At 69.6% G+C, this 23708-nt stretch carries 23 protein-coding genes, 1 tRNA gene and 2 pseudogenes; 9 read left to right on the forward strand and 17 right to left on the reverse strand.

What is annotated here, in order from left to right:
* Positions 1-3: 3 nt before the first annotated feature.
* On the reverse strand, positions 4-834 hold the full coding sequence (locus OG429_RS33625) for an SDR family NAD(P)-dependent oxidoreductase (protein ID WP_328929027.1): 831 nt from the start codon (positions 832-834) through the stop codon (positions 4-6).
* Positions 835-927: 93 nt separating this feature from the next.
* Here OG429_RS33625 and OG429_RS33630 point away from each other — a divergent pair, with 93 nt between their 5' ends.
* Positions 928-1524, forward strand: a complete 597-nt coding sequence (locus OG429_RS33630; RefSeq protein WP_328929028.1) for a TetR/AcrR family transcriptional regulator — start codon at positions 928-930, stop codon at positions 1522-1524.
* A 154-nt stretch (positions 1525-1678) separates the two neighbouring features.
* On the forward strand, positions 1679-2446 hold the full coding sequence (locus OG429_RS33635) for a metallophosphoesterase (protein WP_328929029.1): 768 nt from the start codon (positions 1679-1681) through the stop codon (positions 2444-2446).
* Here OG429_RS33635 and OG429_RS33640 read toward each other — a convergent pair.
* A complete protein-coding gene (locus OG429_RS33640) occupies positions 2419-2721 on the reverse strand; it encodes a DUF2087 domain-containing protein (protein ID WP_328929030.1) in 303 nt (100 codons plus the stop codon). The two genes, OG429_RS33635 and OG429_RS33640, sit on opposite strands and share 28 nt — an antisense overlap.
* A 159-nt stretch (positions 2722-2880) precedes the next feature.
* Here OG429_RS33640 and OG429_RS33645 point away from each other — a divergent pair, with 159 nt between their 5' ends.
* Positions 2881-5637: a penicillin acylase family protein gene (locus OG429_RS33645; protein ID WP_328929031.1), complete on the forward strand. Its 2757-nt coding sequence runs from the start codon at positions 2881-2883 to the stop codon at positions 5635-5637.
* Positions 5638-5709: 72 nt separating this feature from the next.
* Here the strand turns inward: OG429_RS33645 and OG429_RS33650 are convergent, their stop codons facing one another.
* The 6 genes from OG429_RS33650 to OG429_RS33675 all read right to left on the reverse strand — a co-directional run bounded on the left by OG429_RS33650 (position 5710) and on the right by OG429_RS33675 (position 9986).
* On the reverse strand, positions 5710-6360 hold the full coding sequence (locus tag OG429_RS33650) for a hypothetical protein (protein WP_328929032.1): 651 nt from the start codon (positions 6358-6360) through the stop codon (positions 5710-5712).
* Positions 6357-6785, reverse strand: a complete 429-nt coding sequence (locus OG429_RS33655) for a DUF6114 domain-containing protein (protein WP_328929033.1) — start codon at positions 6783-6785, stop codon at positions 6357-6359. The genes OG429_RS33650 and OG429_RS33655 overlap by 4 nt, the downstream gene beginning before the upstream one ends.
* Complete coding sequence (locus OG429_RS33660) at positions 6776-7333, reverse strand: DUF6230 family protein (RefSeq protein ID WP_328930502.1); 558 nt, start codon at positions 7331-7333, stop codon at positions 6776-6778. Before OG429_RS33660 ends, OG429_RS33655 begins: the two co-directional genes overlap by 10 nt.
* 237 nt (positions 7334-7570) lie before the next feature.
* Positions 7571-8323, reverse strand: a complete 753-nt coding sequence (locus OG429_RS33665; RefSeq protein ID WP_328929034.1) for a MerR family transcriptional regulator — start codon at positions 8321-8323, stop codon at positions 7571-7573.
* 28 nt (positions 8324-8351) lie between these two features.
* Positions 8352-9545: a methyltransferase gene (locus tag OG429_RS33670; protein WP_328930503.1), complete on the reverse strand. Its 1194-nt coding sequence runs from the start codon at positions 9543-9545 to the stop codon at positions 8352-8354.
* 90 nt (positions 9546-9635) lie between these two features.
* Complete coding sequence (locus OG429_RS33675; protein ID WP_328929035.1) at positions 9636-9986, reverse strand: tetratricopeptide repeat protein; 351 nt, start codon at positions 9984-9986, stop codon at positions 9636-9638.
* A 112-nt stretch (positions 9987-10098) separates the two neighbouring features.
* On the opposite strand from OG429_RS33675, the gene OG429_RS33680 reads away from it, so the two are divergent.
* Both OG429_RS33680 and OG429_RS33685 read left to right on the forward strand, forming a co-directional pair.
* Positions 10099-11064, forward strand: coding sequence for a pirin family protein (locus tag OG429_RS33680; protein WP_328929036.1), 966 nt, complete (start codon positions 10099-10101; stop codon positions 11062-11064).
* A 1684-nt stretch (positions 11065-12748) separates the two neighbouring features.
* Positions 12749-14014, forward strand: coding sequence for an IS701 family transposase (locus OG429_RS33685; RefSeq protein WP_328929037.1), 1266 nt, complete (start codon positions 12749-12751; stop codon positions 14012-14014).
* A gap of 227 nt (positions 14015-14241) precedes the next feature.
* Here OG429_RS33685 and OG429_RS33690 read toward each other — a convergent pair whose 3' ends face one another.
* Entirely contained in the window at positions 14242-14646 is a 405-nt protein-coding gene (locus OG429_RS33690) for a type II toxin-antitoxin system PemK/MazF family toxin (protein WP_328929038.1), read from the reverse strand.
* A 148-nt stretch (positions 14647-14794) separates the two neighbouring features.
* On the opposite strand from OG429_RS33690, the pseudogene OG429_RS33695 reads away from it, so the two are divergent.
* Both OG429_RS33695 and OG429_RS33700 read left to right on the forward strand, forming a co-directional pair.
* Positions 14795-16055: pseudogene (locus OG429_RS33695) on the forward strand (IS701 family transposase).
* Positions 16056-16239: 184 nt separating this feature from the next.
* A complete protein-coding gene (locus OG429_RS33700) occupies positions 16240-17475 on the forward strand; it encodes an IS701 family transposase (RefSeq protein WP_405959349.1) in 1236 nt (411 codons plus the stop codon).
* A gap of 246 nt (positions 17476-17721) precedes the next feature.
* On the opposite strand, the gene OG429_RS33705 is transcribed toward OG429_RS33700, so the two are convergent.
* From OG429_RS33705 to OG429_RS33725, 5 genes are all read right to left on the reverse strand, one after another.
* A tRNA-Met gene (locus tag OG429_RS33705) sits at positions 17722-17795 on the reverse strand.
* 281 nt (positions 17796-18076) lie between these two features.
* Positions 18077-18796 carry a hypothetical protein gene (locus OG429_RS33710; protein WP_328929039.1) on the reverse strand — a complete coding sequence of 240 codons (720 nt, stop codon included), beginning with the start codon at positions 18794-18796 and terminating at the stop codon, positions 18077-18079.
* 14 nt (positions 18797-18810) lie between these two features.
* Complete coding sequence (locus OG429_RS33715) at positions 18811-19485, reverse strand: pentapeptide repeat-containing protein (RefSeq protein ID WP_328929040.1); 675 nt, start codon at positions 19483-19485, stop codon at positions 18811-18813.
* 67 nt (positions 19486-19552) lie between these two features.
* Positions 19553-19813, reverse strand: a complete 261-nt coding sequence (gene amcA, locus OG429_RS33720; protein WP_328929041.1) for a multiple cyclophane-containing RiPP AmcA — start codon at positions 19811-19813, stop codon at positions 19553-19555.
* Entirely contained in the window at positions 19791-20045 is a 255-nt protein-coding gene (locus OG429_RS33725) for a hypothetical protein (RefSeq protein ID WP_328929042.1), read from the reverse strand. Before OG429_RS33725 ends, amcA begins: the two co-directional genes overlap by 23 nt.
* Positions 20046-20335: 290 nt before the next feature.
* On the opposite strand from OG429_RS33725, the pseudogene OG429_RS33730 reads away from it, so the two are divergent.
* Positions 20336-20443, forward strand: a pseudogene (locus OG429_RS33730) (pirin); the annotation flags it as partial.
* Between the two features lie 486 nt (positions 20444-20929).
* Here OG429_RS33730 and OG429_RS33735 read toward each other — a convergent pair.
* Entirely contained in the window at positions 20930-21505 is a 576-nt protein-coding gene (locus OG429_RS33735; RefSeq protein ID WP_328929043.1) for a dihydrofolate reductase family protein, read from the reverse strand.
* Between the two features lie 304 nt (positions 21506-21809).
* On the opposite strand from OG429_RS33735, the gene OG429_RS33740 reads away from it, so the two are divergent.
* The gene (locus tag OG429_RS33740) at positions 21810-22010 is read left to right on the forward strand and encodes a hypothetical protein (RefSeq protein WP_328929044.1); all 201 of its coding nucleotides are present in this window, start codon (positions 21810-21812) and stop codon (positions 22008-22010) included.
* Positions 22011-22131: 121 nt separating this feature from the next.
* On the opposite strand, the gene OG429_RS33745 is transcribed toward OG429_RS33740, so the two are convergent.
* A complete protein-coding gene (locus OG429_RS33745; protein WP_328929045.1) occupies positions 22132-22449 on the reverse strand; it encodes a transposase in 318 nt (105 codons plus the stop codon).
* Positions 22450-22771: 322 nt separating this feature from the next.
* Positions 22772-23446 carry a hypothetical protein gene (locus tag OG429_RS33750; protein ID WP_328929046.1) on the reverse strand — a complete coding sequence of 225 codons (675 nt, stop codon included), beginning with the start codon at positions 23444-23446 and terminating at the stop codon, positions 22772-22774.
* Between the last annotated feature and the right edge of the window lie 262 nt (positions 23447-23708).

Genomic DNA, 23708 nt, shown 5'->3' on the forward strand with positions numbered 1-23708 from the left:
GTGTCAGGTCCGGTTCGCCGCGGGCAGCGTCGTGCTGTTGGGAAAGGAGGCCTTGAGGATCCGCCCCGATACCGCCAGCGTGACGCGACGGGGCGTCAGGGTGGAGGCAAGGGTGGAGATGCGGTTGCCGAGGCCGGCGACGATGCTGGGCGGGGTCTTGCGGCGTTCCAGCGCACGGCGCGTGGCGGTCACGACCTGCTCAGGGGTGGCCATCCGGCCGACGGCCGCGTTGCGGCTGCCGGCGACGTCGAAGAACTCGGTGCCGACCGGGCCCGGTGATACGGCGAGCACGCGCAGGTGAGAGGTGCGCGTCTCGTAGCCGACGGCCTCGGTGAAACTCAGGACGAAGGCCTTGGTGGCACCGTAGACCGCCATCGCGGGGGTCGGCTGGTAGGCCGCGGCGCTCGCGACGGTGACCAGGGCGCCCCGGCCGTCGGCGGCCAGATCGGGCAGGAACGTCCGGGTGAGCTCGGTGACGGCTACGACGTTGAGCTGGATCATCTCGTTGATCTGCGACGCGTCCTGCCGGACGAAGGCGCCGTAGCTGCCGAAGCCGGCGTTGTTGATGAGGGTGTGGACCGAGATCCCGCGGGCGTCGAGCTCCGCGCGCAGCGCGGCCGCAGCACCCGGCCGGGCGAGGTCGGCGGCGATCACGTGGGCGTTGATGCCGTATCGCTTCTCCAGGCCCGCCGCGAGCTCTTCGAGCCGGTCGAGGCGCCTGGCGACGAGTACGACGTCTGCTCCGCGCTCGGCCCACTGGCGGGCGAACTCGACACCGAGACCGGCGCTCGCCCCGGTGATCAGGGCCACGGTCCCCTGGTATGTCATAGGCATGGTCGTCTGCTCCGTTTCCACGCGTTGGTGATATCGAATGTAGGCGGCGCCATCATTGTAGTCAATGCCAACATAGGGAGAGGGGAGACCGCCTTGACCGAGGGGTCCTACCACCACGGCAACCTCAGGGCCGCTCTGCTGGAGCGCGCGGAGGCCGTCCTCGCCGAGTCGGGCGTGGACGGCCTGTCCCTGCGGGCCCTGGCGCGCGATCTGGGCGTGAGCCATGCGGCGCCGTCCCGCCACTTCCGTGACCGGCAGGCGCTACTGGACGCCCTCGCCGTCAGCGGCTTCACCCGGCTGAACGAGCGTCTGCGGACCGCGGCCGAATCCCCCGGCCCCGTCGCGGCGCGCCTGGCCGAACTGGGACGGGCGTACGTGGACTTCGCCGTCACCCATGCGCCCCTGCTGAACCTGATGTTCACGGCCAAGCACGCCGACGACTCCAGCGCAGAGCTGAAGGAGCTCGGGCACCGGAGCCTGGAAGCCACCGCCGAGCTCATCGCGCAGGCGCAGCGGGAGGGGGGCTCCGTCCGCGCGGGCGACCCCGCCCGCCTCGCCCAAGTCGCCTTCTCCACCCTGCACGGCCTGGCGACGCTGGCCCTTGGATCCCTCCTCGACGACACACCTCTGCCGGAGGCGACCGAGCTCGCCATCGACGTGCTGCTGACCGGCCTGGGGCTCGGCCGGTGACGGGGCGTGAGGTCCGTGACGTGCCGGAGCGTCCCATGTGGGCGAAGCCGCGGGAGCCGGGTGCCCGAGCTTATTCGCCTGGAGAAATGATCTCCGCTTTGTGTTGAATATGGCGTACGCACGTGTGGACCAGAGACGAAAGAGGCATCGCCCCGTGATCGTGATCGCCCACCTCAGCGACATCCACCTCGACGGCGGCCCGCGGGCAGCCGACCGAACCCGCGCCGTCATGGAATACCTCGACGCCCTGCCCTACGACCTCGACGCGGTTCTGGTGAGCGGGGACATAGCCGACCACGCCGCTCCCGCCGAGTACGAGGAGGCCGCCAAGCTGCTGCGCTCGCGGCATCCCGTGGTCATCTGCCCCGGCAACCACGACGAGCGGATCGCCTTCCGGCAGGGGGTGTTGGGGGAGGGGGCCGATGCTTCCGCGGCTCCGGTCGACCAGGTGCTGCGCGGGGACGGCTTCGTGCTCGCCGTGTGCGACTCCTCCGTCCCCGGCGAACACCACGGCCTGCTGGAGGAGTCCACGGTGGCCTGGCTGGACGGCGTACTGTCCGACACCCCGCGCGACACCCCCGTGCTGGTCGCCTTCCACCACCCGCCGGTCCCGCTGCACACCCCGTACGTCGACGGGATCCGGCAGTTCGGCGAGGAGCGGCTGGCGGCGCTCGCCGAACGGCACCCGCACCTCACCGCGTTCCTGTGCGGGCACGCCCACACCGCGGCCGCCACCACCTTCGCCGGACGTCCGCTGCTGGTGGCGCCCGGTGTGGTCTCCACGCTCCGGCTCCCCTGGGAGGTCCAGACGGGGCCCGACCACCACGTCCACCTCGACGAGCCGCCCGCCCTCGCCTTCCACGTACTGGGCGAGGACGCGCGGCTGACCACCCACTATCGCGTGGTCGTCGCCCGCCGGTAGCAACTGCCGTCCCGGGTCCGGGTGAGACGGCCCGAGGTGATCAGATAGCGCCGCAGCGCCGAGCAGTCCTCGTGCACCGTGCGCAGCGCGTCGTTCACCTCGGGCTCCGTGTACTCCCGGTCCGCCGCGAACAGCGTCTCGGTGAGGTGGGCGAGCAGCTGCTCGCGCCGGGCCGCCTTGCGGGGGATGGCTACGAGGCGCCCGCCGGAGAAGAGGTCGGAGACGTCCCGCCGTGCCGGGGAGGGGGATTGCTGGTGTTCGGTGCTCTGTGACATGTCCGCGAGCTTCACCCGCCGCCCTCCCGCGGGGCAACGCAATTTGAAGCTCGGAGCACCTCGACGGCACAAAAAGTGACGGTCATTCATCTTACTGAGTGGTAGTCCCGCCAGTACCCTCCCCCGTGACCGGTTCCTGCCCCCCACGGAGGAGCACGTATGCGACGTCCCACCGCTCGCCTGAGAACCGCCGTCGCCACTGGGCTGATAGCCCTCGCCGCGGCCCTGCTGTCCCCCCTCGCACCCGCGTCCGCCGCCGCACCCGGCGACCCCGTACCGCTCCCCGTCGCCGACTACTGCGGCGGCCAGTGCTCGGACATCCTGCCGCCCGGCCAGAACGGCAACGCCACCCTCGCGCAGATCCTCCTGCACAAGGCGTTCGGCACGATGCCCGCCCACACCTCCGACCAACTGGCGCGCTACGACTCCCTGGTGGCCGGCTACCCCGGCCTGACCGACGCCAAGGTCAACGACTTCTTCAACACCGCCGCCTTCGGCGTGCCGGCCGACCAGGTCGAGTCCACGGCCAGCCCGCGCCCCGACGTCACCATCACCCGCGACAAGAAGACAGGCGTCCCCCACATCAAGGGCACCACCCGCTACGGCACTTCCTTCGGCGCGGGTTACGCCGCCGCCCAGGACCGGCTCTGGCAGATGGACCTCTTCCGGCACGTGGGACGCGGCGACCTCACCCCCTTCGCGGGCGGCGCCCTCGCCAACCAGGGCCTGGAGCAGCAGTTCTGGCCGCAGGCCCCGTACACGGAGGCCGACCTCCAGGCCCAGGTGGACCGGATCCGCACCACCGAGGGCGAGCGCGGCCGCCTCGCGATGGAGGACGCGCAGGCCTACGTCGACGGCATCAACCTCTACGGCACCCAGTCCAAGAACGGCCGCTACTTCCCCGGTGAGTACGTCCTCACCGGCCACATCGACTCCGTCACCAACGCCGGTGAGATCCAGCCCTTCAAGATCACCGACATGATCGCCCTGGCTTCCGTCGTCGGCGGCCTGTTCGGCGGAGGGGGCGGCGGCGAGGTGCAGGCCGCGCTGTCCCTGCTGTCCGCGCAGCAGAAGTACGGGCTGGAGGAGGGCACCCGGGTCTGGGAGTCCTTCCGCCAGCGCAACGACCCCGAAGCCGTGCTCACCGTCCACGACGGTACGAGCTTCCCGTATGCCCAGAAGCCCGCGAACCCGCAGGGCACCGCGCTCCCGGACGCCGGCTCCGTGGTCCCCGAGCAGCTCGTGTACGACCGTACGGGCGCCGCGACCGCCAAAGAGGCCGCAGACCCGCCCAAGCCGGTGAAGCAGAGCATGTCCAACGCCCTGCTCGTCTCCGGAGCCCACACCGCGAGCGGCCACCCGCTCGCCGTCTTCGGACCGCAGACCGGCTACCTGGCGCCCCAGCTCCTGATGCTCCAGGAGCTCCAGGGCCCCGGCATCAGCGCCCGCGGCGCCTCCTTCGCGGGCGTCAGCATGTACGTGCAACTCGGGCGCGGCCAGGACTACGCGTGGAGCGCCACCTCCGCCGGGCAGGACATCACCGACACCTTCGCCGTCGAGCTGTGCGAGCCCGGCGGCGGGGCGCCGACGAAGGAGAGCACCTCGTACCTCTACCGCGGCACCTGCACCCCCATGGAGAAGCTGGAGCACATCAACGCCTGGAAGAAGTCCGTCGCCGACCCCACCCCCGACGGCTCCTACCGGATGCAGGTCCGGCGCACGTACTACGGCATCGTCACCCACCGCGCCACCGTCGCCGGCAAGCCCGTCGCCTACACCGCGCTGCGTTCCACCTACCGCCACGAGGCCGACTCGATCATCGGCTTCCAGATGCTGAACGACCCCTCGTACGTCAAGGACGCCCGCACCTTCCAGCAGGCGGCCGAACACATCGGCTACGCCTTCAACTGGTTCTACGCCGACTCGCGCGAAGCCGCCTACTACAACAGCGGGCTGAACCCGGTCCGCGCGGCGGGCGTGGACGCGGCCCTGCCCGTGCACGCCGGGCAGGCGTACGAGTGGCGGGGCTTCGACCCGGCCGCGAACACCGCCGCCTACACCCCGCCCGCCGAGCATCCGCAGTCCATCGACCAGGACTACTACGTCAGTTGGAACAACAAGCAGGCCAAGGAGTACAGCGCGGCCGGTTTCGGGATGGGAGCCGTCCACCGCGGCGACCTCCTCGACCGCCGGGTGAAGCCGCTCGTCGCCGCGGGCGGGGTGACCCGGGCCAAGCTCACCCAGGCCATGGCCGAGGCCGCCGTCACCGACCTGCGCGCCGAGAACCTGCTGCCCGAGCTCCTCGCCGTCCTGCGCGGCGCTCCCAGCACGGATCCGGCCGTGACCGCGGCGATCGACAAGCTGGCCGCGTGGCAGGCGAGCGGAGCCAAGCGCAAGGAGACCGCCCAGGGGTCGAAGACGTACGCGCACGCGGACGCCGTCCGGATCATGGACGCCTGGTGGCCGCTGCTGATCGAAGCCGAGTTCAAGCCGGGCCTCGGCGCCCCGCTCTACGACGCGCTGCGCGCCTCCCTGACCGTCGACGAGGCGCCCAACGCGGGTCACGGGCCGACGGGTTCGCATGCCGGGTCGGCCTTCCAGTACGGCTGGTGGAGCTACGCGGACGAGGACCTGCGCATGGTCCTGGGGCAGCCGGTGGCCGAGCCGCCGTCCCAGGTGTACTGCGGCGGCGGCTCGCTCGCCGCGTGCCGCGAGGCCGTGACCGCCACACTGAAGCAGGCGGCCGCCGCCACCCCCGCGGCCGTGTACCCGGCCGACGGGACCTGCGCGGCGGGCAACCAGTGGTGCGCGGACTCGATCGTGCAGCGGCCGGTCGGCGGGCTGAGCCATCCGCAGATCAACTGGCAGAACAGGCCCACGTACCAGCAGGTGGTGGAGTTCCCGGCCCACCGCTGAGCGCCGTACGCACGAACGGCCCGCCGGGCTCCGAGGGAGTCCGGCGGGCTTCGGCGTGCGCGGGGTGGTGGGTCAGGGGCCGACGGTGATCTGCTGCGCCGGGTCGGTGGTGTCGCTGACCAGGTAGACGGCGTTGAAGGTGGACGTGGTCGCGCTCGTCGGGCAGCCGAACCCGCCGGTGACCGTGACCGGCACCGACGCGTTGGTGAAGGTCAGGCTCGACGGGGCGCCGTTCGTCCAGTTCCCGGGCACGTTGGCGGAGGTCGCAGGAGCGGCGGTCACCGTGCAGGTGGCCAGGCCGGTGGTGTGCACGACGAGCCCGCCGACCGGCACGGTCATGGTGGCGGTGGCCGGGGCACCGTCCTGCATCGACACCGACCAGGAGCCGCTGGTGGTGACCGTGGGGGTCACGCCCCACATGCTGGAGGTACACGAGCTGTACGTGGGCGGCGAGATCGGCGACGAGACCGCCCCGGCCGGGTTGGTGTTGCCGGGGGCGGCCGGCACCGCACCGGTGGCGACGGAGACCGTACAGGTCACCGTCACCGACCCGGCCTTGAAGGTGGCCTTCCCGCTGAGGGTGGCCTTGAAGGAGTCTCCGGCCGGGGTGACGGTGGTCGACCCGGCCAGCGGTAAGGGCGCGGCGGAGGCGGTGACCGAGGCCGCCGACAGGGCTGCGGCGGCGGCTATCCCGAGGGCGAGAGCGGTGCGCGTACGGCTCATGGCTGTGCTCCTTGGGGATCGGAGTGCGGCGTGGGGACCGCGGGGGAGGGAGCGGGGGCGGGGACGGGAGCGGGAGCGGGGGCGGCGGACGGCTGCCAGGCGAACATCAGGCCGCCGCCGAGAATGCCGAGCAGGGTGCCGATCAGGAAGCCGCCCAGGTTCGACAGGACCAGGGATGCGGTCGCGATCAGCGTGGTGAGGACACCGGCCAGGCTCCGCTGAGGGGGCGCGAACCAGGCGGTGAGCCCGAGCACGATCATGACGATGCCCATCAGGACGGACGGGATCCCCGCCACGCCCTGCTGGAGCATGATCTTCAGCGGCGCCAGCGGCAGGACGCAGATCCACGCGCCGGCCAGGACCGCGAACAGCCCGCCCCAGAACGGTCTGCTGCGCCGCCACCGCCGCCAGCGGGTCAGAAGCATTCCTTCTTGCCCTTGCTGACGTTCATGCTGAGCCCGGACAGCTTGAAGGTGCCGGCGTTGGTCGCCCACGCCGTCTGCTGCAGATCGGTGATGCTGACCCTGTCCGCCTGCTGGGCGAAGAGGTCCTGCATCCCCTGTGCCTCGGCCGGCCCCTTGTCGAGGGTCGAGGCGTCGCGGCCGATCTCGATGTTGGTGAAGACCGCGTCGCCGGCGAGCTGCGTGGCGTCGACGAACAGGTTGCTCGCCTCCACGGGCTTCTTCTGCCCGGCCGTGAGGTTGAGGGAGATGTCCCCGATCACCGGGAGCGTGGTGACCACCGACTGGCACAGGCTGTTGAGCTTGGCCTCCTTGATGGCGGTGACCGCCACCGGGATGAGCTCCTCGCGGGCGTTGACGTCCACGCTGCCGTACTGGGCGAAGCCCTCGCCCTCCAGGCTCTTCGCCGACACCTTGAACTGCTGTCCCGAGACGGCGAAGGAGGCGGCGAGCACGCCTTGCGCGAGGGCGATGCCGAGGCCGGCGGTGACGGCGACGGCGGGGACGGTCAGGACCGCGAAGCGACGCCAGCGGACGCGGCCGTCGACGGGTCCGGGAGCACCGGGAGCGCCGGGAGTACCGGGGTCGCCGGGAGTACCGGGGTCGCCGGGGGATTCGGGTAACTTGGGGGAATCTGCCATGAGATCGTCCCTTAACTTCGGCTGTGCACCGTTGTTACCGACGAGTTGAATGTAAGAGTGCCAATGGAGGTTGGCAAGGTTGTGCGAGCGCGCCCTTTCGGCCGACTCCTACTGCTCCGTACGGAGCAGTTCGGCGACCTCCGCGTCCACCCGGCGTGCCATCGCCCGCGCGAACTCCGTGGCCACGACCTCGCCCGCCACTGGCCTCAATGCCGTCACCGCCGCCGTGATGTGCTCGAGCTGCGTGGCCGAAAGCCGCTCCAGCCCTTGCGCACCGATCACATGCCGCCGGAACAGTCCGACGAACCGGTCCGCGAGCGCCGCCGCCTGCACATGTACGAAATCCCCGGCGTCGAGGATCTCCCCCAGCGGCACCCCCTGCCGAACCAGCGCCAGCGTCGCGTCCAGCAGCCGCCGACTCGGGTAGGTGACCAGGTCCCCGTCGACCGTCAGGTACCCCAACTCGGCCGCCCGACGGGTGTCTTCGGCGGTGGCCGTGGGGCCGAACAGCTCCCGCAGCTCGGCCCGGGTCATCGTGACCGGCTCCTCCTGCACCCAGTCTCGGGTCATCTCCCGTTCCAGGCCCAGCAGTTGCGACAGACCGCCGCCGTCCTCCCAGGCGTGCAGGAGCTCGGCGATGCCGTTGACGGTGTAGCCGCGCCCCAGCAGGTCGCTGATCAGCCGCAGCCGCGTCAGATGGTCCTCGGAGTACCAGGCGATCCGGCCCTCCCGGCGCGGCGGGGGCAGCAGCCCGCGCTCCTGGTAGTAGCGCAGGTTGCGTACCTTGACGCCGGCCGCGCGGGCCACGTCCTCCCGGCGGTACCGCCCGCCGCCGCTCTCGTCCCCCACCTGGCTGCTCACGCGGCCGAGTGTAGGTCTTACCGGCAGGTCACATAGCCCGTGGACGATCCTGCTTGACCGCGCGCAGCACCACGAACCTCGGTTCGCTCGCGACGACTTCGCTGTTGCCGAAGAGCCGGCGCAGGTGGGTGTGGTACCCCATGTGCCGGTTGGCGACGATCCACAGCTCGCCGCCGGGCCGCAGGGCCTTGCGCGACTGCGCGAACATCCGCAGCGCCGTCGCGTCCGTCGTGGCGTGGTGGGAGTGGAAGGGCGGGTTGCTCAGCACCAGGTCGACGGAGCCCGGGGGCAGCATGGCCACCCCGTCGCCGACGAGGAACTCGGCGGTCCGCCGGCCCTCGCGGACGTTCGCCCGGTAGGTGGCCCGCGCCGAGGCGACCGCCTGGTAGGACTCGTCGGTGAAGACGACCTCGGCGTCCGGGTCGTGGACCTGGACCGCCGTGCCGACGACGCCGTTGCCGCAGCCCAGGTCCACGACCCGGGCGCCGTCCGTGTTGGTCGGCAGGTTCTGCAGGAAGAAACGGGTGCCGACATCGAGCCGGTCGGCGCAGAAGACCCCGGCGTGGTTCACGACCGTCAGGCCGGAGCCCGACCCCGCGTCCCCGTCCACGGTGTACGTCAGCGGCCACGGCCCGGCACTCGTCGGGTGCACGGCCCCGGGGGTGCCCGGCGTACAGAAGATCAGCCGCGCCTTCTTCTCGGCGAGCGAGGTCTTCGTCGGGCCCAGGATCCGCTCGAAGAGCCGCAGCGTGGAGGTGTGGATCTCCTTGACCATGCCGGTGCCGACGACCACGGTGCCCGCGTGCACGTGCGGGGCCAGCCGGTACAGCTGGTCCTCCAGCAGCGCCAGGCTCTTCGGTACGCGCACCAGCAGTACGTCGATCCGCCCGGGCGGCGGATCCTGCGTGGTCAGCAGCGTCACCGTCGACTTCGAGGTCCCGATCCCGTTCCGGTCGAGGTTCGCGGCGGTGGCGGAGCGGGTGAGGGAGGAGTCGGTGATCTGCGTCGGCCGGTACGCGGCGAGCGCCGTCGTCAGCGCTCCCCAGCGGTCCCCGAGCACGGTGATCTGCCCGGCGCCGGCCAGGTCCACCGGCCCGCGCTCCCCGGTACCGGAGTCGAGGTGGCGCAGCAGGTACTCGTCGGCGGCGTCCCAGGCGCGGAGCCGGTCGCGCGGGTCCTCGGGGAAGCGGGTGAGCTCGTAGGTGCCGAAAGGCGTGGTCAGGCGGTTCATATGGGACCCAGGCTAGCCGAGGCGGAGCCCCGGCCCCGCACGGACGGGGCCGGGGCTGCCGTTGACCGGCCCGTACGGCCCCTACTCGGGGAACTCCCCGGCCATCGCGGCGGCCATCCGCAGGTACGGACGGGCCTCGGCGGCCCGGCCGCTCCGCTCCAGCGTGCGACCGAGCATCAGCTGCGCGTAGTCCTCCACCGGCCAGCGCTCCAGGATGGCGCGGAGCTCGCGCTCGGCGCGGGAGAGCTGGGCGGAGTGGTAGTAGGCGCGGGCCAGCAGCAGCCTGGGCGCCAGCTGCTCCGGGGCCTCGCTCGCGAGCGTGTCCAGGATGCGTGCGGCCGTCGCGTACTCCCTCGCGTCGAAGAAGAGCTGGGCCCGCGCCCAGCGCTCGGCTGCCGTCCCGTGCTCGAAGTACGTCGTCGGCGCGTTCATCGCGTCCCTTCCGCCTTTCCGCGTTCAGGTGGTGTGTCCGCAGCCTCCAACACGTTCGGGCGGTGCAACATTCCACCCGACGCAGCCCTCGCCGCGCGGCTAGGTTGTCCGCATGAGCAATCTCGATCGCCAGCCCGCTCTCTCCACGTGCGGAGGCCGCGGTTTCGTCGTGGCCGAACCGGTACGCGAACTCCTCAGCCCGCGCACCGTCAAGCTCGGGGAGTCCACAGAGGTGCGCCGGCTCCTGCCGAACCTGGGCCGCCGCATGGTGGGCGCCTGGTGCTTCGTGGACCACTACGGCCCGGACGACATCGCGGACGAGCCCGGTATGCAGGTCGCGCCGCATCCGCACTCCGGGCTCCAGACCGTGAGCTGGCTCCACGAGGGCGAGGTGCTGCACCGCGACAGCGTGGGGAGCCTGGCGACGGTGCGTCCGCGCGAGCTGGGTCTGATGACCTCCGGGCGCGGCATCAGCCACTCCGAGGAGAGCCCGCGTCCGCACGCCCGTTTCCTGCACGGCGCCCAGCTGTGGGTGGCCCTGCCGGACGCCCACCGGGACGTGGAACCCCATTTCCAGCACCACGCGGAGCTCCCGCACGTGACCGCCCCGGGCCTGACCGCCACGGTCGTCCTGGGCACCCTGGACACGGCGACTTCGCCCGGGTCCACGTACTCCCCGATCGTCGGTGCGGACCTGGCCCTCGCGGCGGGCACCGAGACGAGGCTCCCCCTGGAGCCGGACTTCGAGTACGCGGTCCTCTCCATGTCCGGCGAGGCCCACGTCGACGGCGTCCCGGTCGTCCCGGGCTCGATGCTCTACCTCGGCTGCGGCCGCACGGAACTCCCCCTGCGGGCCTCGTCGGACGCTGGCCTGATGCTCCTGGGCGGCGAGCCGTTCGAGGAGGAGATCGTCATGTTCTGGAACTGGATCGGCCGCTCCAACGAGGAGATCGTACAGGCGCGCAAGGACTGGATGGAAGGCTCCCGGTACGGCGAAGTGAAGGGCTACGACGGCCCTCCGATCCCTGCGCCGCAGCTCCCGCCGGGGCCTCTGAAAGCGCGTGGTCGGGTGCGCTGACCTGCGCTTTTCTGAAGTATCCAGATCGGCCGAGACCGGCCGAAGAGAGGCCGCCACTCCTGCGGAGATCGTTCCTGCGGAGGGAGCGGCGGGCGCTCCCGGAGGCCCGTCTCGGGCGGTCGACGTTTCCCATGTGTGACCAGCTGGGGTCAGCTTTGCCAGGACCAATGCTGACCCAATGCTGACTTTAGTGACAGTTCGTCAGGTCTGATGGCGTCCCGCTACCTCAGGCGTGGGGGCGATCGCAGCCTGACGCTGCTCGGTACAACACGCTGTACCGAGCAGGTGGTTTCAGGAGTGGCGCGGGCCTCGGGCAGCGCTGCTCGCGGCCTACGGGCGCTTGCCTGGTCGAACGCAGTATCGAAATCCCGGCAGTGCGCTGCGGGAGCGAGCAGGTATGGCGTTCCCGAACTCACGAGCGAGTGCTGGTCGGCCTGTTCCTGCCGTGAGGGCGTCGTACGAGGCGCGGTCGTCGAGGTTGTAAGCAGGTTCTTCGTCTCCTGGTGGTACAGCAGAGGTACTCATGCTGAGTGCGGAAATGGCCATGCCCGCAGCTTCACGGAGGGAGCTGGTCCGTAAATGGTCCGGATCTTGGTCGGTGCCTGGTGTCAGTCGCGGACCTGCCGGCGTCAGAAGCCCTCGGCGGTCTGTGTGGCCCGGGCCTGTCGGGTGCTCACGTGATGATCAGGCGTCGGGGTGCTGGCCCGCCAATGGCCCGGCTTCCTGCAAACGGACATCGCTGACGTGCCCGAGGCCCCGGTGTGGGGCGGGGGGTGACTCAGGTCAAGTGGTGACGGTGAGGACGCGTACGAAACCCTGCCCGGCGCCCTACGCCCGTTCGTGGTGGGTGTGGAGGGGCGCGGCAGACGTCGGGTGTCATGGGGGCTGGGTGGGCAGCGGGCACCGCTGGCTTCACCGCTAGGGCCTTGGCGTGGCACCGCCGAGCCGGTGGTGATGACACCTGGGAGACGGGAGGAAGGCAAGGTGGAAGAACTCTCTGAACACCCAGGCGAGTGCGCGGTCGCTCTCAAGCTGTCCGTGATCACCTCATGGAGGCTCTTGGGCTCGTCGTCGGACCTTCAGTCACAACCCAGACCCACGCCGCCCGAACCCACAGCAGGCAGACCGACCGCACCTTCGGCCAGCGCGCTGGCCATCCCCCAGCGACAACCATTCCGCAGGTTGAAACAGCCCGCCTTGCCAGCAACGGGCATGGCGAACTCCTTGCATAACAAGAGGGATGGGGATGAGTGGGGTGACGCGGCCGTACGGCGGTGGAGCTGAGCATCTGCCGGTGCTGGCGGGGGTGGATCCGGGACCCGGCGCAAGCCCGGACGGGGCAGGAGCCCGGCGGGTTCGCCACGGGCGGTGATCACCGGGGCGCCGCCGGGCATGGAGGGTTGAGCGACGTCATCGCTGCGGCGTGATCGCGCCACCGGTTCGGCACTTGGGCTGCGGACTGGTATCGGGCTGGCGGTTCTGCCGTGAACGCTCTGGCGCGGTCGAGAGCGGTGCGCGGCGAGGAAGACGCAGGTCAGCGTCTGACGGTACGCAGGCGGCGGTCAAGGAGGGCGCGTTCGCCCGTGTTGCGATCGCGGGCTCTGCGGCGGGGGTGCTAGTAGGGCTTAGTCAGGTTGGGGCTGGTGTTGCGTGTCCTGCGGGTTCGGTGTGTCGTTGCAGACGTGTGACGCCGGAGGAAATTGCAGCTGTACGTGGCGAGTTGGAGGACTTCGCGACAGAGGTTTTCGAGCCATTCGCGCGTAAGGATCAGCGTCGGTGGGGGCGGGTTTACCTGCGGGGCCTGCTCGCGGACGGGCAGCGCAAGTCCGTCGAGCCGATGGCCGCCAGGCTGGGCGAGGACGGTAACCGTCAGGCCCTGGCCCACTTCATCACCACCAGCCCGTGGGACCCCGCGCATGTGCGGGCCCGGCTGGCCTGGAAGATGGAAAAGGCGATCCGGCCCACCGTACTGGTCTTCGATGACACCGGGTTCCTCAAGGACGGCACTGCCTCGGCGTGTGTGTCGCGGCAGTACACCGGCACTGCGGGCAAGGTCACCAACTGCCAGGTGGGCGTCTCCCTGCACCTGGCCTCGGATCACGCCTCGGCGGCGGTCGACTGGCGGCTGTTCCTGCCCGAGACCTGGGATCCCGCCTCGCCGAAGGCGGACCCGGCCAAGGTCGCCCGTCGCACCGCCTGCCAGATTCCCGACGACATCGGGCATGTGGAGAAATGGCAGCTCGCACTCGACATGCTCGATGAGACCCGCTCGTGGGGCATCGAGGTGCCGGTGGCCGTCGCGGATGCCGGATACGGCGACGCGGCGGCCTTCCGGCACGGCCTGCAGGCCCGCAGCCTCAATTACGTCGTGGGAATCTCCACCACCCTCTCGGCCCAGCCCGGCCACGCGCTACCGGTCGCCGAGCCGTACTCCGGGATCGGACGCCGGCCGGTGGAGAAGTACCCCGACAAGCCGCAGTCGGTGAAACAGCTGGTCATCGCGGCCGGCCGGAAGGCGGCAAAGCCGGTGCAATGGCGTGAGGGCTCCCGGCCCGGCACCGGCCGCAGCGGCTTCAAACGGATGTACTCGCGGTTCGTGACCCTGCGGATCCGGCCCGCCGGACGCGAGGTCCGCCAAGCGGCCGACAGCCCGGAACTGCCCGAGTGCTGGCTCCTGGCCGAGTGGCCGGCCAACCAGGGCGAACCCGTCCAGTTCTGGCTCTCCGACCTGCCCGCCGACACCCCACTGACCACACTGGTCCGCCTGGCCAAGCTCCGCTGGCGCATCGAACACGACTACCGCGAGATGAAACAGGCCCTGGGACTCGCCCACTTCGAGGGCCGCACCTTCAACGGCTGGCACCACCACGTCACCCTCGTCTCCGTCGCCCACGCCTTCTGCACCCTGCAGCGGCTGGCCAGAGCCCCAAAAGACACGGCGCCGGCCTGAGCCTCTACCGGATCGTCCGCGAACTGCAGACCCTCCTCGCCACCTGGAACGGCGCCTGCCCCACCTGTCACCGCGACATACCCACACCAGCCCCAACCTGACCAAGCCCTACTAGTAGTCCAGCCGTAGATCGTGATCTTGCTGGTGTGGGACGCCGCGGAGATGGCCAGCGTTGATCATCTGGACGAGATCGCCCACACCATTGGCGGCGTCCGTCCCTTGCCCGCTTACTCCAGTCCACCGAGGCGGAGGGCATCCTTCATCTCGCTGAGCTTCGCGGCTGCCGTCGCGGTCCACTCCTTCGGCTGTTCAGCAACACGGAGGGCGTCCTCAATCTCGCTGAGCTTCACGGAGGACAGCACGCCTGCCCGTTCGACCAGGTCGTCACGGGACACGGTGGTCAGCCACGTGCAAGGGGTGAAGCCTGGACGCGGGAACGCGAACCGCAGCACGCCTTCGAAGGGCAGTCCTTCCGTGGCGCCCACGGCCACTTCGACGCCGAGATCGCTGATGTCGACGCCCGCCGGAGCGACGACCTGCATCGCCCGGAACCCGGACGCCTCGTCTCCCGGCAGCAGCACGACCGGCCGTCGCTCATCGAACTCAACCCACCAGACTTCGCCGCGTTGCATATGTCCTCCTGGCGCGATCTGCGGTGAGGGCGCTGTGAAAACGGGTGCGACCACCGTTGATCATCGGTGTGTGAAGATTGAAGATCATGCGGTGGCCGCAGGTCACAGCGTAGACCGTGCCCGGTGGCAGGAGTCATTCGAGGGCCTGATGCAGCGGATCGCGGGCCGCTTCGCGCGGGTTGAACCCCGGCGTCGGATCAGAGGCTTGGTGCTGGGGCTGCTGTCGGACCTGCCGCGCAAGAACTGCTGGACCATAGCCGAGCACATCGGAGACACCACCCCCGGACGGGCTGCAGCACCTGCTCCGGCGGGCTAAGTGGGACGCCGACCTGGTCCGCGACGACCTGCGCGGCTACGTGCTGGAGCATCTGGCGGACAAGCAGGCCGTGCTCGTGATGGACGAGACCGGCGCCCTGAAGAAGGGCACGCACACTGTTGGCGTCCAACGCCAGTACGTCGGAACCGCCGGCAGGATCGAGAACTCCCAGGTCTCCGTCTACCTCACCTACACCTCCCGGCACGGGCACGCGGGTATCGACCGCGCCCTGTACCTGCCCAAGTCCTGGACCGGCGACATCGAACGCCGCGAGCAGGCCGCCGTCCCGGACGAGGTGTGCTTCGCCACCAAGCCGCAGCTCGCCCAGCAGATGATCGAACGCGCCCCGGACGCCGGGACCCTGGCCGCATGGGCAGCCGGCGACGAGGTCTACGGCGACAACCCGAAACTTCGAGCCGCCCTGGAGACACGCGAACTGGGCTACGTGCTCGCGGTCTCGTGCGCCAACCGCATCCCCACCCCGGCCGGCCCGCAGCGCGCCGACCACCTGGCCAGGAAGATACCGCGCCACGCCTGGCAGAAGCTGTCCGCCGGACGCGGCGCGAAGGGCCACCGCTGGTACGACTGGGCGCTGGTCGCCATCACCACAGGCCAGCCGGCCGGACACCAGCACCTGCTGATCCGCCGCAACCGCACCACCGGGGAGCTGGCCTACTACCGCTGCTATTCTCCCCGCCCCGTCCCGCTCAGCACCCTGGTCACGGTCGCAGGCAGTCGCTGGACAGTGGAGGAGATGTTCCAAAGTTCCAAGGGACTGGCGGGACTTGACGACCATCAGGTGCGACGCTGGGACTCCTGGTACCGCTGGGTCACCCTCGCACTGCGCGCCCACGCCTTGCTCGCCGTCACCATGACCCTCGAACGCCGCGAGCAGACCCCAGCAGACGACGGGACCAGCCCCAGCGGACTGATCCCCCTCACCTGTAACGAGATCCAGCGCCTGTTCATCGCCCTGATCGTTCAACCAGCCCGCGACACCGTCCACCGACTGCGCTGGTCAACCTGGCGCCGACGCCACCAGGCCCGCGCCCGCCACAGTCACTACCGCCGCCAAGCCGCCCCTCACCCATGAAGATCACGATCTACTGCTGGAGTACTAATACTCCAGCAGTACTTTGTGGCTTGACCTGGGGAAACGTCGAGCGGTGGGAGTGTAGCGGGCAGGTTGTCGTCACGGACGGCTTCTGCCCGCCTGCCCCTCGAAGGAGTGCCCACGACGGCAAGGTCGTCCCGGGCCGGGGAAGCCTCATGTTGTGATCACCGAACAGGCAGGCGAGACCTGGGACCGCGACCTGGACCACCTCTTCACCACCATCGGGCACCACTTCGGCCGTGTCGAACCACGCCGCCGCATGCGGGACTACGTGCGCGCACTACTGGGCCCGGTGGCCCGCAAGAACAGCTGGCAACTTGCCGAACACGCCGGCCACGCCACCCCCGACGCACTGCAGCACCTGCTCTCCCGAGCCCGCTGGGACCCCGACGGCATCCGCGACGACCTTCAGGCCTACGTCGCCGAACACCTCGGCCGCCCCAACGGGGTGCTGATCATCGACGACACCGGCTTCCTGAAGAAGGGCACCACCTCCGCCGGAGTCCAAAGGCAGTACTCCGGCACCGCCGGCCGCACCGAGAACTGCCAGATCGGCGTCTTCGCCGCCTACACCAGCACGGCCGGCCGTGCTCTCGTAGACCGCGAGCTCTACTTGCCCAGGTCCTGGACCGACGACCGCGACCGCTGCCGCGCCGCCAAGGTCCCCGATCAGCGGGAGTTCGCCACCAAGAACACCCTCGCGGCGACGATCGTCCGCAGGGCCCTGGCCTCGCCACTGCCAATCGCCTGGGTCACGGCGGACGCCGCTTACGGACAGGACAACCGCTTTCGCCGGATGCTGGAAACGTCAGGTGTCGGCTATGTCCTGGCCGTCCCAAAGTCTCAGTTCTCCCTGGCCGGCCCACGCATCGACAAGGCCTTCGACAAGGCCCCCGACCAGGCATGGGAACGCCGTTCCTGCGGCGCGGGCGCGAAGGGACAGCGCGAGTACGACTGGGCGGCCGTGCAGTTGCGCCCGGTGGACGAGTACGACCACCGTGACGGCGTGCTGATCCGCCGACGGTGGGCACTGGCACGACGCAGCCTGAGCCGGCCGGACGAGATCGCCTACTACCTCGCCTACACGCCGCTGGATGTCGCCGTGGACGAACTGGTGCGCGTCGCGGGCGCCCGGTGGGCGATCGAGGAGTGTTTCCAGGCCGCGAAGAACGAGTGCGGCCTGGACGAGTACGAGGTCCGCCGCTACGTCGGCTGGTACCGACACATCACCCTGGCCATGCTCGCCCATACCTTCCTCGCCGTGATGAGCACGCAAGCAGCCCAAAAGGGGGATCCGCCGGTGAGGATGCCGTGGTCATCGAGCTCACTGTGGCAGAAGTGCGGCGCCTCCTGGCAGCTCGTCCACCCCGAGATCCCCGCGCCTACACCCACGCGTTGAACTGGTCGCACTGGCGTCGGCGACGCCAAGCGGTGGCCCGCCGCTGCCACTACCACCGTCGTGGGCACTCCTTCGAGGGGCAGGCCGGCAGAAGCCGTCCGTGACGACAACCTGCCCGCTACACTCCCACCGCTCGACGTTTCCCCAGGTCAAGCCACAAAGTACTGCTGGAGTACTAAGAACGTCGGTGCCGGATACAGCAGAAGGGCCCAGATCTCTATTGGAGATCTGGGCCCTTCTGAGCAGTAGCGGGGACAGGATTTGAACCTGCGACCTCTGGGTTATGAGCCCAGCGAGCTACCGAGCTGCTCCACCCCGCGTCGATGCCTCCACCATACGGCACCTTTGGCCTGGGCTTCGCCAGATTTTCCTGCCCGACCTGCTGCCGCAAGCGCTGGCAGCTTGCAGGGGCATCCGATCTCTGCCCGCCTCCGGCGTCATGGGGGAGTGCGGGCCGCCGCTGTCGGGGAGCGGCGGCCCGCACTGCTGTTTCCGAGGATGTCCTAACGGTTGCGAAGCTATGCGGTTCGCGTGGTGCCGCGGGCCTACCGGGTGGCCTTGCTATCAGTCTGAGTCCCACGGAAGGCATCGGCGCGAGAGGTCAGATGAGGGAGGGCAGGATGCCGCGGGGCCAGTGCCCGAGCCAGAATGCGGCGGCTGATGGCCGGTCCTGGGCCTCGGTTGAACCGTCGTGCAGCAGGTACTCGGTGGGAGCTACATAGCCTTCGCCCGGGGCTAGGCGTATTCGGATGATGCCGATGGGGCGGCCGCTGGCGACGTAGTCGCGGTAGTCCTGGGTGTGCGGGTAGCGGTCGGCGTGGTAGTCGGGGTGGACGGCTCGGCAGACCGCTTGGGCGTCGATGGCACCGAGAATGACGTACCGCACTCCGGGGCCGAGGTTGAGGCAGATCCTGCGGCGTCCGGTGTGCTTGCCGGCGTACGGGAGCTTGTCCCAGTTGTCGAGGTGCAGCCCGATCAGCCGGCCGTCTTCGTAGTTGTCGGTGGTGGTGGTCATTTCGGCCTTGGCGAAGGCTTGGCCGAGGTACACCGCATCCGGGTCGCCCAGGGGGTCGGTGAGGGCTTCAAGCGGGAGTCCTTCCCGGTACGGGGGCCGGACGACCTCCACCAGCGTGCTGTCCAGGGGGCGGCGAGGGGCTGTGACGGCCTTGACATCCACCTCGGTCATGGGGCGCCACTGCCCGGCGGGGATGAGCGCGCCGGGCTCGTATGCGGTCTCCTCGGGGCGGGTGGTCCGGACGGTGGCGATCTCGCAGCGGGCGCGGAGGGCGGAGGGGTCGCCGTAGGCGATGTACAGGGGCACGGGGTCCTCCTGGGTTAGTCGTCCCCGATGGTGATGTCGAGTTCGTTCACGAGGGCTTCGGCGAGGTCGGATTGCTGGCCGGGGTCGATGCGGACCTTGGCGAGGTTCGCGAGGCCGCGGATTGCCGACAGATCGTTCTCACGGAGGTCGGTGTTGCGGTAGCGGCCCGTGCCGAATTCGGTGAGCCGGAGCGTGCAGTCGGTGAACACGACGTCGGACAGGTCGCAGTCGGTGAACGTGGCTTCCTTGAGGACGCAGCCGATGAAGGCCACGGGGCCGGTGACGCGGACCTTCTCGAAGGTGGCGAAGTCGAGCTTGCAGCCTTCGAACAGCACGTCGTCGAGGACCAGGCCGTCCAGGGAGGCGCCCATCAGCTTGCAGTCCCGGACGTGGACGCGGGTCAGCTTGCTGCCGGTCCAGCGTGCCGAACCGAGCTCGCTGTCGCTGATCTCGACGCCGTGGAGGTTGACCGCCTCGAACTCGAGCCGCTTCGCGCGGACGCCCGCGATCCGGCCGGTGACGAGCTGCGTGTCCGCGAGGTCGAGTGATCGGAGATCGGCGTCCCCGTACGCGAAGTCCTGGACGGTGCCGTGGGAGCTGTCGAGGCTGTCGACGTTATTCAGGTAGAGGCCGGGCTCGTCCAGCCCCGGCAGGGTGATCGTGGCGTGGCCGAAGGTGCGGATGGCCATGGTGCTCCTTGTCGTTGGGGCGGGGCGGCCCCGCGCGGCGGCGGGACCGCCCGGACGTCGGCGGGTGCTACTTGTTCTTCCAGTTGTCCCAGGTGGGCCGGTTGTCGAAGGTGGCCGTGGGGTTGTCCCAGGTCGGGCGGTTGTCGAACGCGGCGAGGGGCTTGGCGTGCGCTGCTTCGGAGGTGGGCTGGTTACTCCAGGTGGCGTTGGTCCAGGCGTTCTCCCAGCGGGCGACGGCGGCGGTGCCCGCTGCCTCCAGGAGGGACTCGAATCCCTCCGCTGAGTCCATCACGAGCGTGGCGGCGTCAGTGGGCGTGTGAACGGACATGTCGCGTGACTCCTTCGAGTAGGGCGATCTTGGCGGTGGTGCAGTACCGGGTCCTGGTCCCGTCGAACCTGCCGGCATGCTCGAAGTACCGGTTCGCGGCGTGGGCACCCCCGCAGAAGGCGAAGGCGGGGCAGGTGTCGCGGCACGCGTCGACGCCCTGCCAGAACTCGGTGATCCAGGGGGTGCGTTCCTCGGCCTCGGCCACGAGGACGTACAGGCCGTCCTTGAGCACGTTGCCGGTGGTGAAGTCGCCGAACCGGGCGTCGGTGAACCCCGCCAGCTCTGGGGAGAGAGCATGACTACCCCGCCGTCGTAGGCGACAGTGGGCATCGGATCCCAAGGTGCAGAGGTGGGTGTGGGGGCGGTGTCGTGGCTGCCGAGAACGGCACCGGCGAAGTTGAGCACCCGCTGTGTCTCCCGCAGCCGGATCACCGGATTGGCCCGCCAGGCGTCCGCGAGGGCGGCCCAGAACTCGGTCGCGCGCACGGGGTCGGACTCCTTGGCCCCGCGGTTGACCCCTTCTGGACGAACGGCACCCGCTACGGCGAGGTCAAGGGCTACGACGGCCCTCCGATCCCTGCGCCGCAGCTCCCGCCGGTGCCGCTGAAGGCGCGCGGACGGGTGCGCTGACCTGCACGTTTCTGAAACGTGTCGATCTAGGTCAGCCGAGGAGAGGTCGCATCCCGCGCGGAGATCGTTCCGGTGGGGCGGGCGACGGGGGCTCCGGGAGGCCTCCTCCGGGCCCTCGATGTTTCCCAGGTATGACCAGCTGGGGTCAGCTTTGCCCGGACCAATGCTGACTTCGGTGACAGTTCGTCAGGATGCTGGATGACTTCCGGTGGCCACGAAGGAGTCGGGGACGAGGTCCTCAGACTGGACTTGGCAGGTTGTACGGAGCGTAGCCGTCAGAGGTGATCACCGACTCCGAACTCGCCGCGGACGATGACTACGAGGTCGACGGCTACAGAGCCTGGGCTGCCGGCGAACCAGCCTGATTCATCGCGCGCGAACCGTGCGTGTCCGCGTCGGCGCCGGGATCCGCTGCACGATCCCGGCGTCGGCCGATCAGGCCGGCCACAGGATCGCTTCCGGCCTTCGACCGCACATCGGGAACTTCTAGAGCACGGCCTGGCGCGCCACGCGGTAGCGGAGGTAGACGACCTTCGAGCTGAAGGTGCGGGTCTCGACGAGTTCGAGATCCACCCGGCGCTCGTCCCGGGGGAAGAACGGGATGCCGCCGCCGACCAGTACCGGGTAGACCATGGCTTGGTACTCGTCGATCAGGTCCGACGCGGCCGCCTCGGCGGCGAGGGTCGCGCCGCCGATTGCGATGTCGCCCTCCCCCGGCTCGGCTCGCAACCGCTCGATCTCCTCCGGCAGGCCGCCGGAGAGCAGGCGGGCGTTGCCCTGCACCGTCGACAGCGTGGCGGAGAACACCACCTTGGGGAGCGGCTTCCAGAGTGCGGCCCACTCCAGCTCGGGGTCGCCGAGCGATGGATCCTGGTCGGCGGTCTCCCAGTACAGCATCGTCTCGTACAGCCGTCGTCCCAACAGGTGGACGTCGATCTTTCGGATCTCGTCGATCCAGAAGCGGAAGACGTCCTCGTCGGGCTCCGTCCAGTCGAAGCTGCCGTCCGGCCCGACGATGTAGCCGTCAAGGGAGACGCCCATCGAGTAGGTCACGTTGCGCATCAGAAGTCCTCCTCGGAGACAGGAGCGACACTACGACCGCCACCGCCGCAGGACTCATCTCGGCTCGCGGCCCGTCCTCAGATCTATCCGAGGACCTCAGCCCTGTGGGGTCCGAAGCCGGCGCTGTCGTGCTTCCGCCGGAACCAGCTCTCCGGCCCCACATGTTCGGGTGCGTCCGGCGTGCACACTGCACGAGCCGGGCACAGTCTGTGGGCGCCGGCAGCCGGCAACTGGCAGCCATCCCACGCAGACGAAAGAGGCGCCATGGCCGATCAACCAGACGAGACCCCCCCGCAGCTCACCCATGAGCGACGAGGAGCGGTACGAATACACCACGGGCATCCTCGCCGGATCGGAGGACTACTCCCTCTTCGGCGAGCGTGTCTTCAAGGGCTGGTACGACGCCGACGGCAACCCCTGCACCCTGAGGAGATACAAAACGGGCCCGAACGGCACGCCCGTCCCCGTCGACCCCAATGAGCCCCCACCCGTTCACCGGCCCTGACGAGCTCGTGCCCGCTGTCGGCGTTGGACCTCGCACCCCTTGTTTCGGACTCGACCCCTGCACTGGCGCTGCACCGCACGGTTGACCTGGCCCGGCATGCCGAACGTCTGGGCTACGCCCGCTACCGGATCGCCGAGCACCGACGTTCGACCATCACCGCCAGCAGCCGGTCCGCCCGGTCCCCTTGTGTCAGCCGGTCACGGAACTCGCTCAGCACCGAGAAGTCGAATCCCGCGTCATCCAGCTCCAGGCGCAGGCAGTACTTCCAGTCCAGAGGGCATCGGACGGCCTCCGCCGCCTGCCGATCGGTCAGATTCTCCGTGTACTGCAACACCGACACCAGCGCCAGCCGGGCCGGTGACAGGCCTGGGTGACCGTCCTCCGGATACCAGTCGGCGAAATCCTCGTCCACGAACAACTCGTCCAGGCGGTCACGCATCCACATCGCCGCAGTGCCCCGCGGATTGCTCGCCCGGGCCATCCTCACGGTCAGAGCCGGCACCACACGACCCGAAGCAAACCCCATCGTCATCCCGGCCCCCTCCGACCGGCAGAACTACCCCGCTCGACAACAGCAGCACACCGACCGCCAGCACGAACAGCATGTCGAAGTGCTTTCACCCCACCGAGCGAAGATCGCCAACAGCATCAGTTCCGTGATGACTACTGCTGTCGCGAGTGTGGGTGCAGACGGTGAGTTCAGAGCAGTAGCCGACGCGGGCCAGCGGCCCGGGCCTCGCGGGCCCGGGCCGCGAGTGCCGTCACGCGTCGGGGTTCTTGCCCTCCGCTGTCTTCCTGATCCGGTCGATCTGAAGTTTCGCGAGTCCTTGCAGGTCGTCCGGCTTCCTCTGGTCGTATCCCTTGAGGTAGACGACGACCCCGCCCACGCGCATCATCACCTGAACGCTGTACTCGCCGCTGACGTCTTCGGAGAACGCATCCGTTTCGTCTGCGCCCGCCGAGATGGTCAGCGGCGCCGGGGGGCTCCCGCCCTGCGACGCCTGCTTGCGCTTGTTGGCGGCCAGGCCCTTGAACGCCACGCCCGCGTTCTCGGCGGTGTCGAAGGAGTAGATGTGGAACCACACAGGTGCCCCCTTGCCCGTCGATTCCGCGTTTTCCTTGGTCTCGACGGACCGGTGGCCGTAGGCCGTGAGCCCGGCGCAGCTCGTCTGGGTATCGGGCCCGCACTCCTTTGCCGCTTTCGCACCCTCGTCCACCTGCGGCTTGGACGCCCAGTTTCCCCCGATCCAGCCTTCAGGAAGGCTCCCGCCGCTCGGTATCGCCACACGCACCTGCTCCGCGGACAACGTGAGCGACGTCGCACTCTCGTGCCCCTCCAGGGAGTCGCCGTTCGCGCGGCCAGCCGGATCGCCTCCGCACCCGGCCAACACCACCGCCAGCACCGCCAGCGCTATCCCCCGTGTCGCCCTCTTCACCGTCAACTCCTCTGAACATCCAGATCACTTGGAACGTCTACTCAACAACATTGCAGACCGGAGCGCCATCGGCGTTGGAATCTGGACCCGATTCGGCCCTCGCGGATGGTGCTGCGCAGGAGTTTCCGCATGAAGGAGGGAAGCCGGAATGTTGGCCAGCCATCGATCGACTCGGCCAGCAGCGGGTGCCGACCGTGCCACCGTGAAGGCCCAGGCCTCCAGCCCCGAGTGCTTCGAGCGCAGACCCCGAGCCGCTCAAGCG

It is taken from the genome of Streptomyces sp. NBC_00190 (assembly GCF_036203305.1).
Lineage (GTDB): Bacteria > Actinomycetota > Actinomycetes > Streptomycetales > Streptomycetaceae > Streptomyces.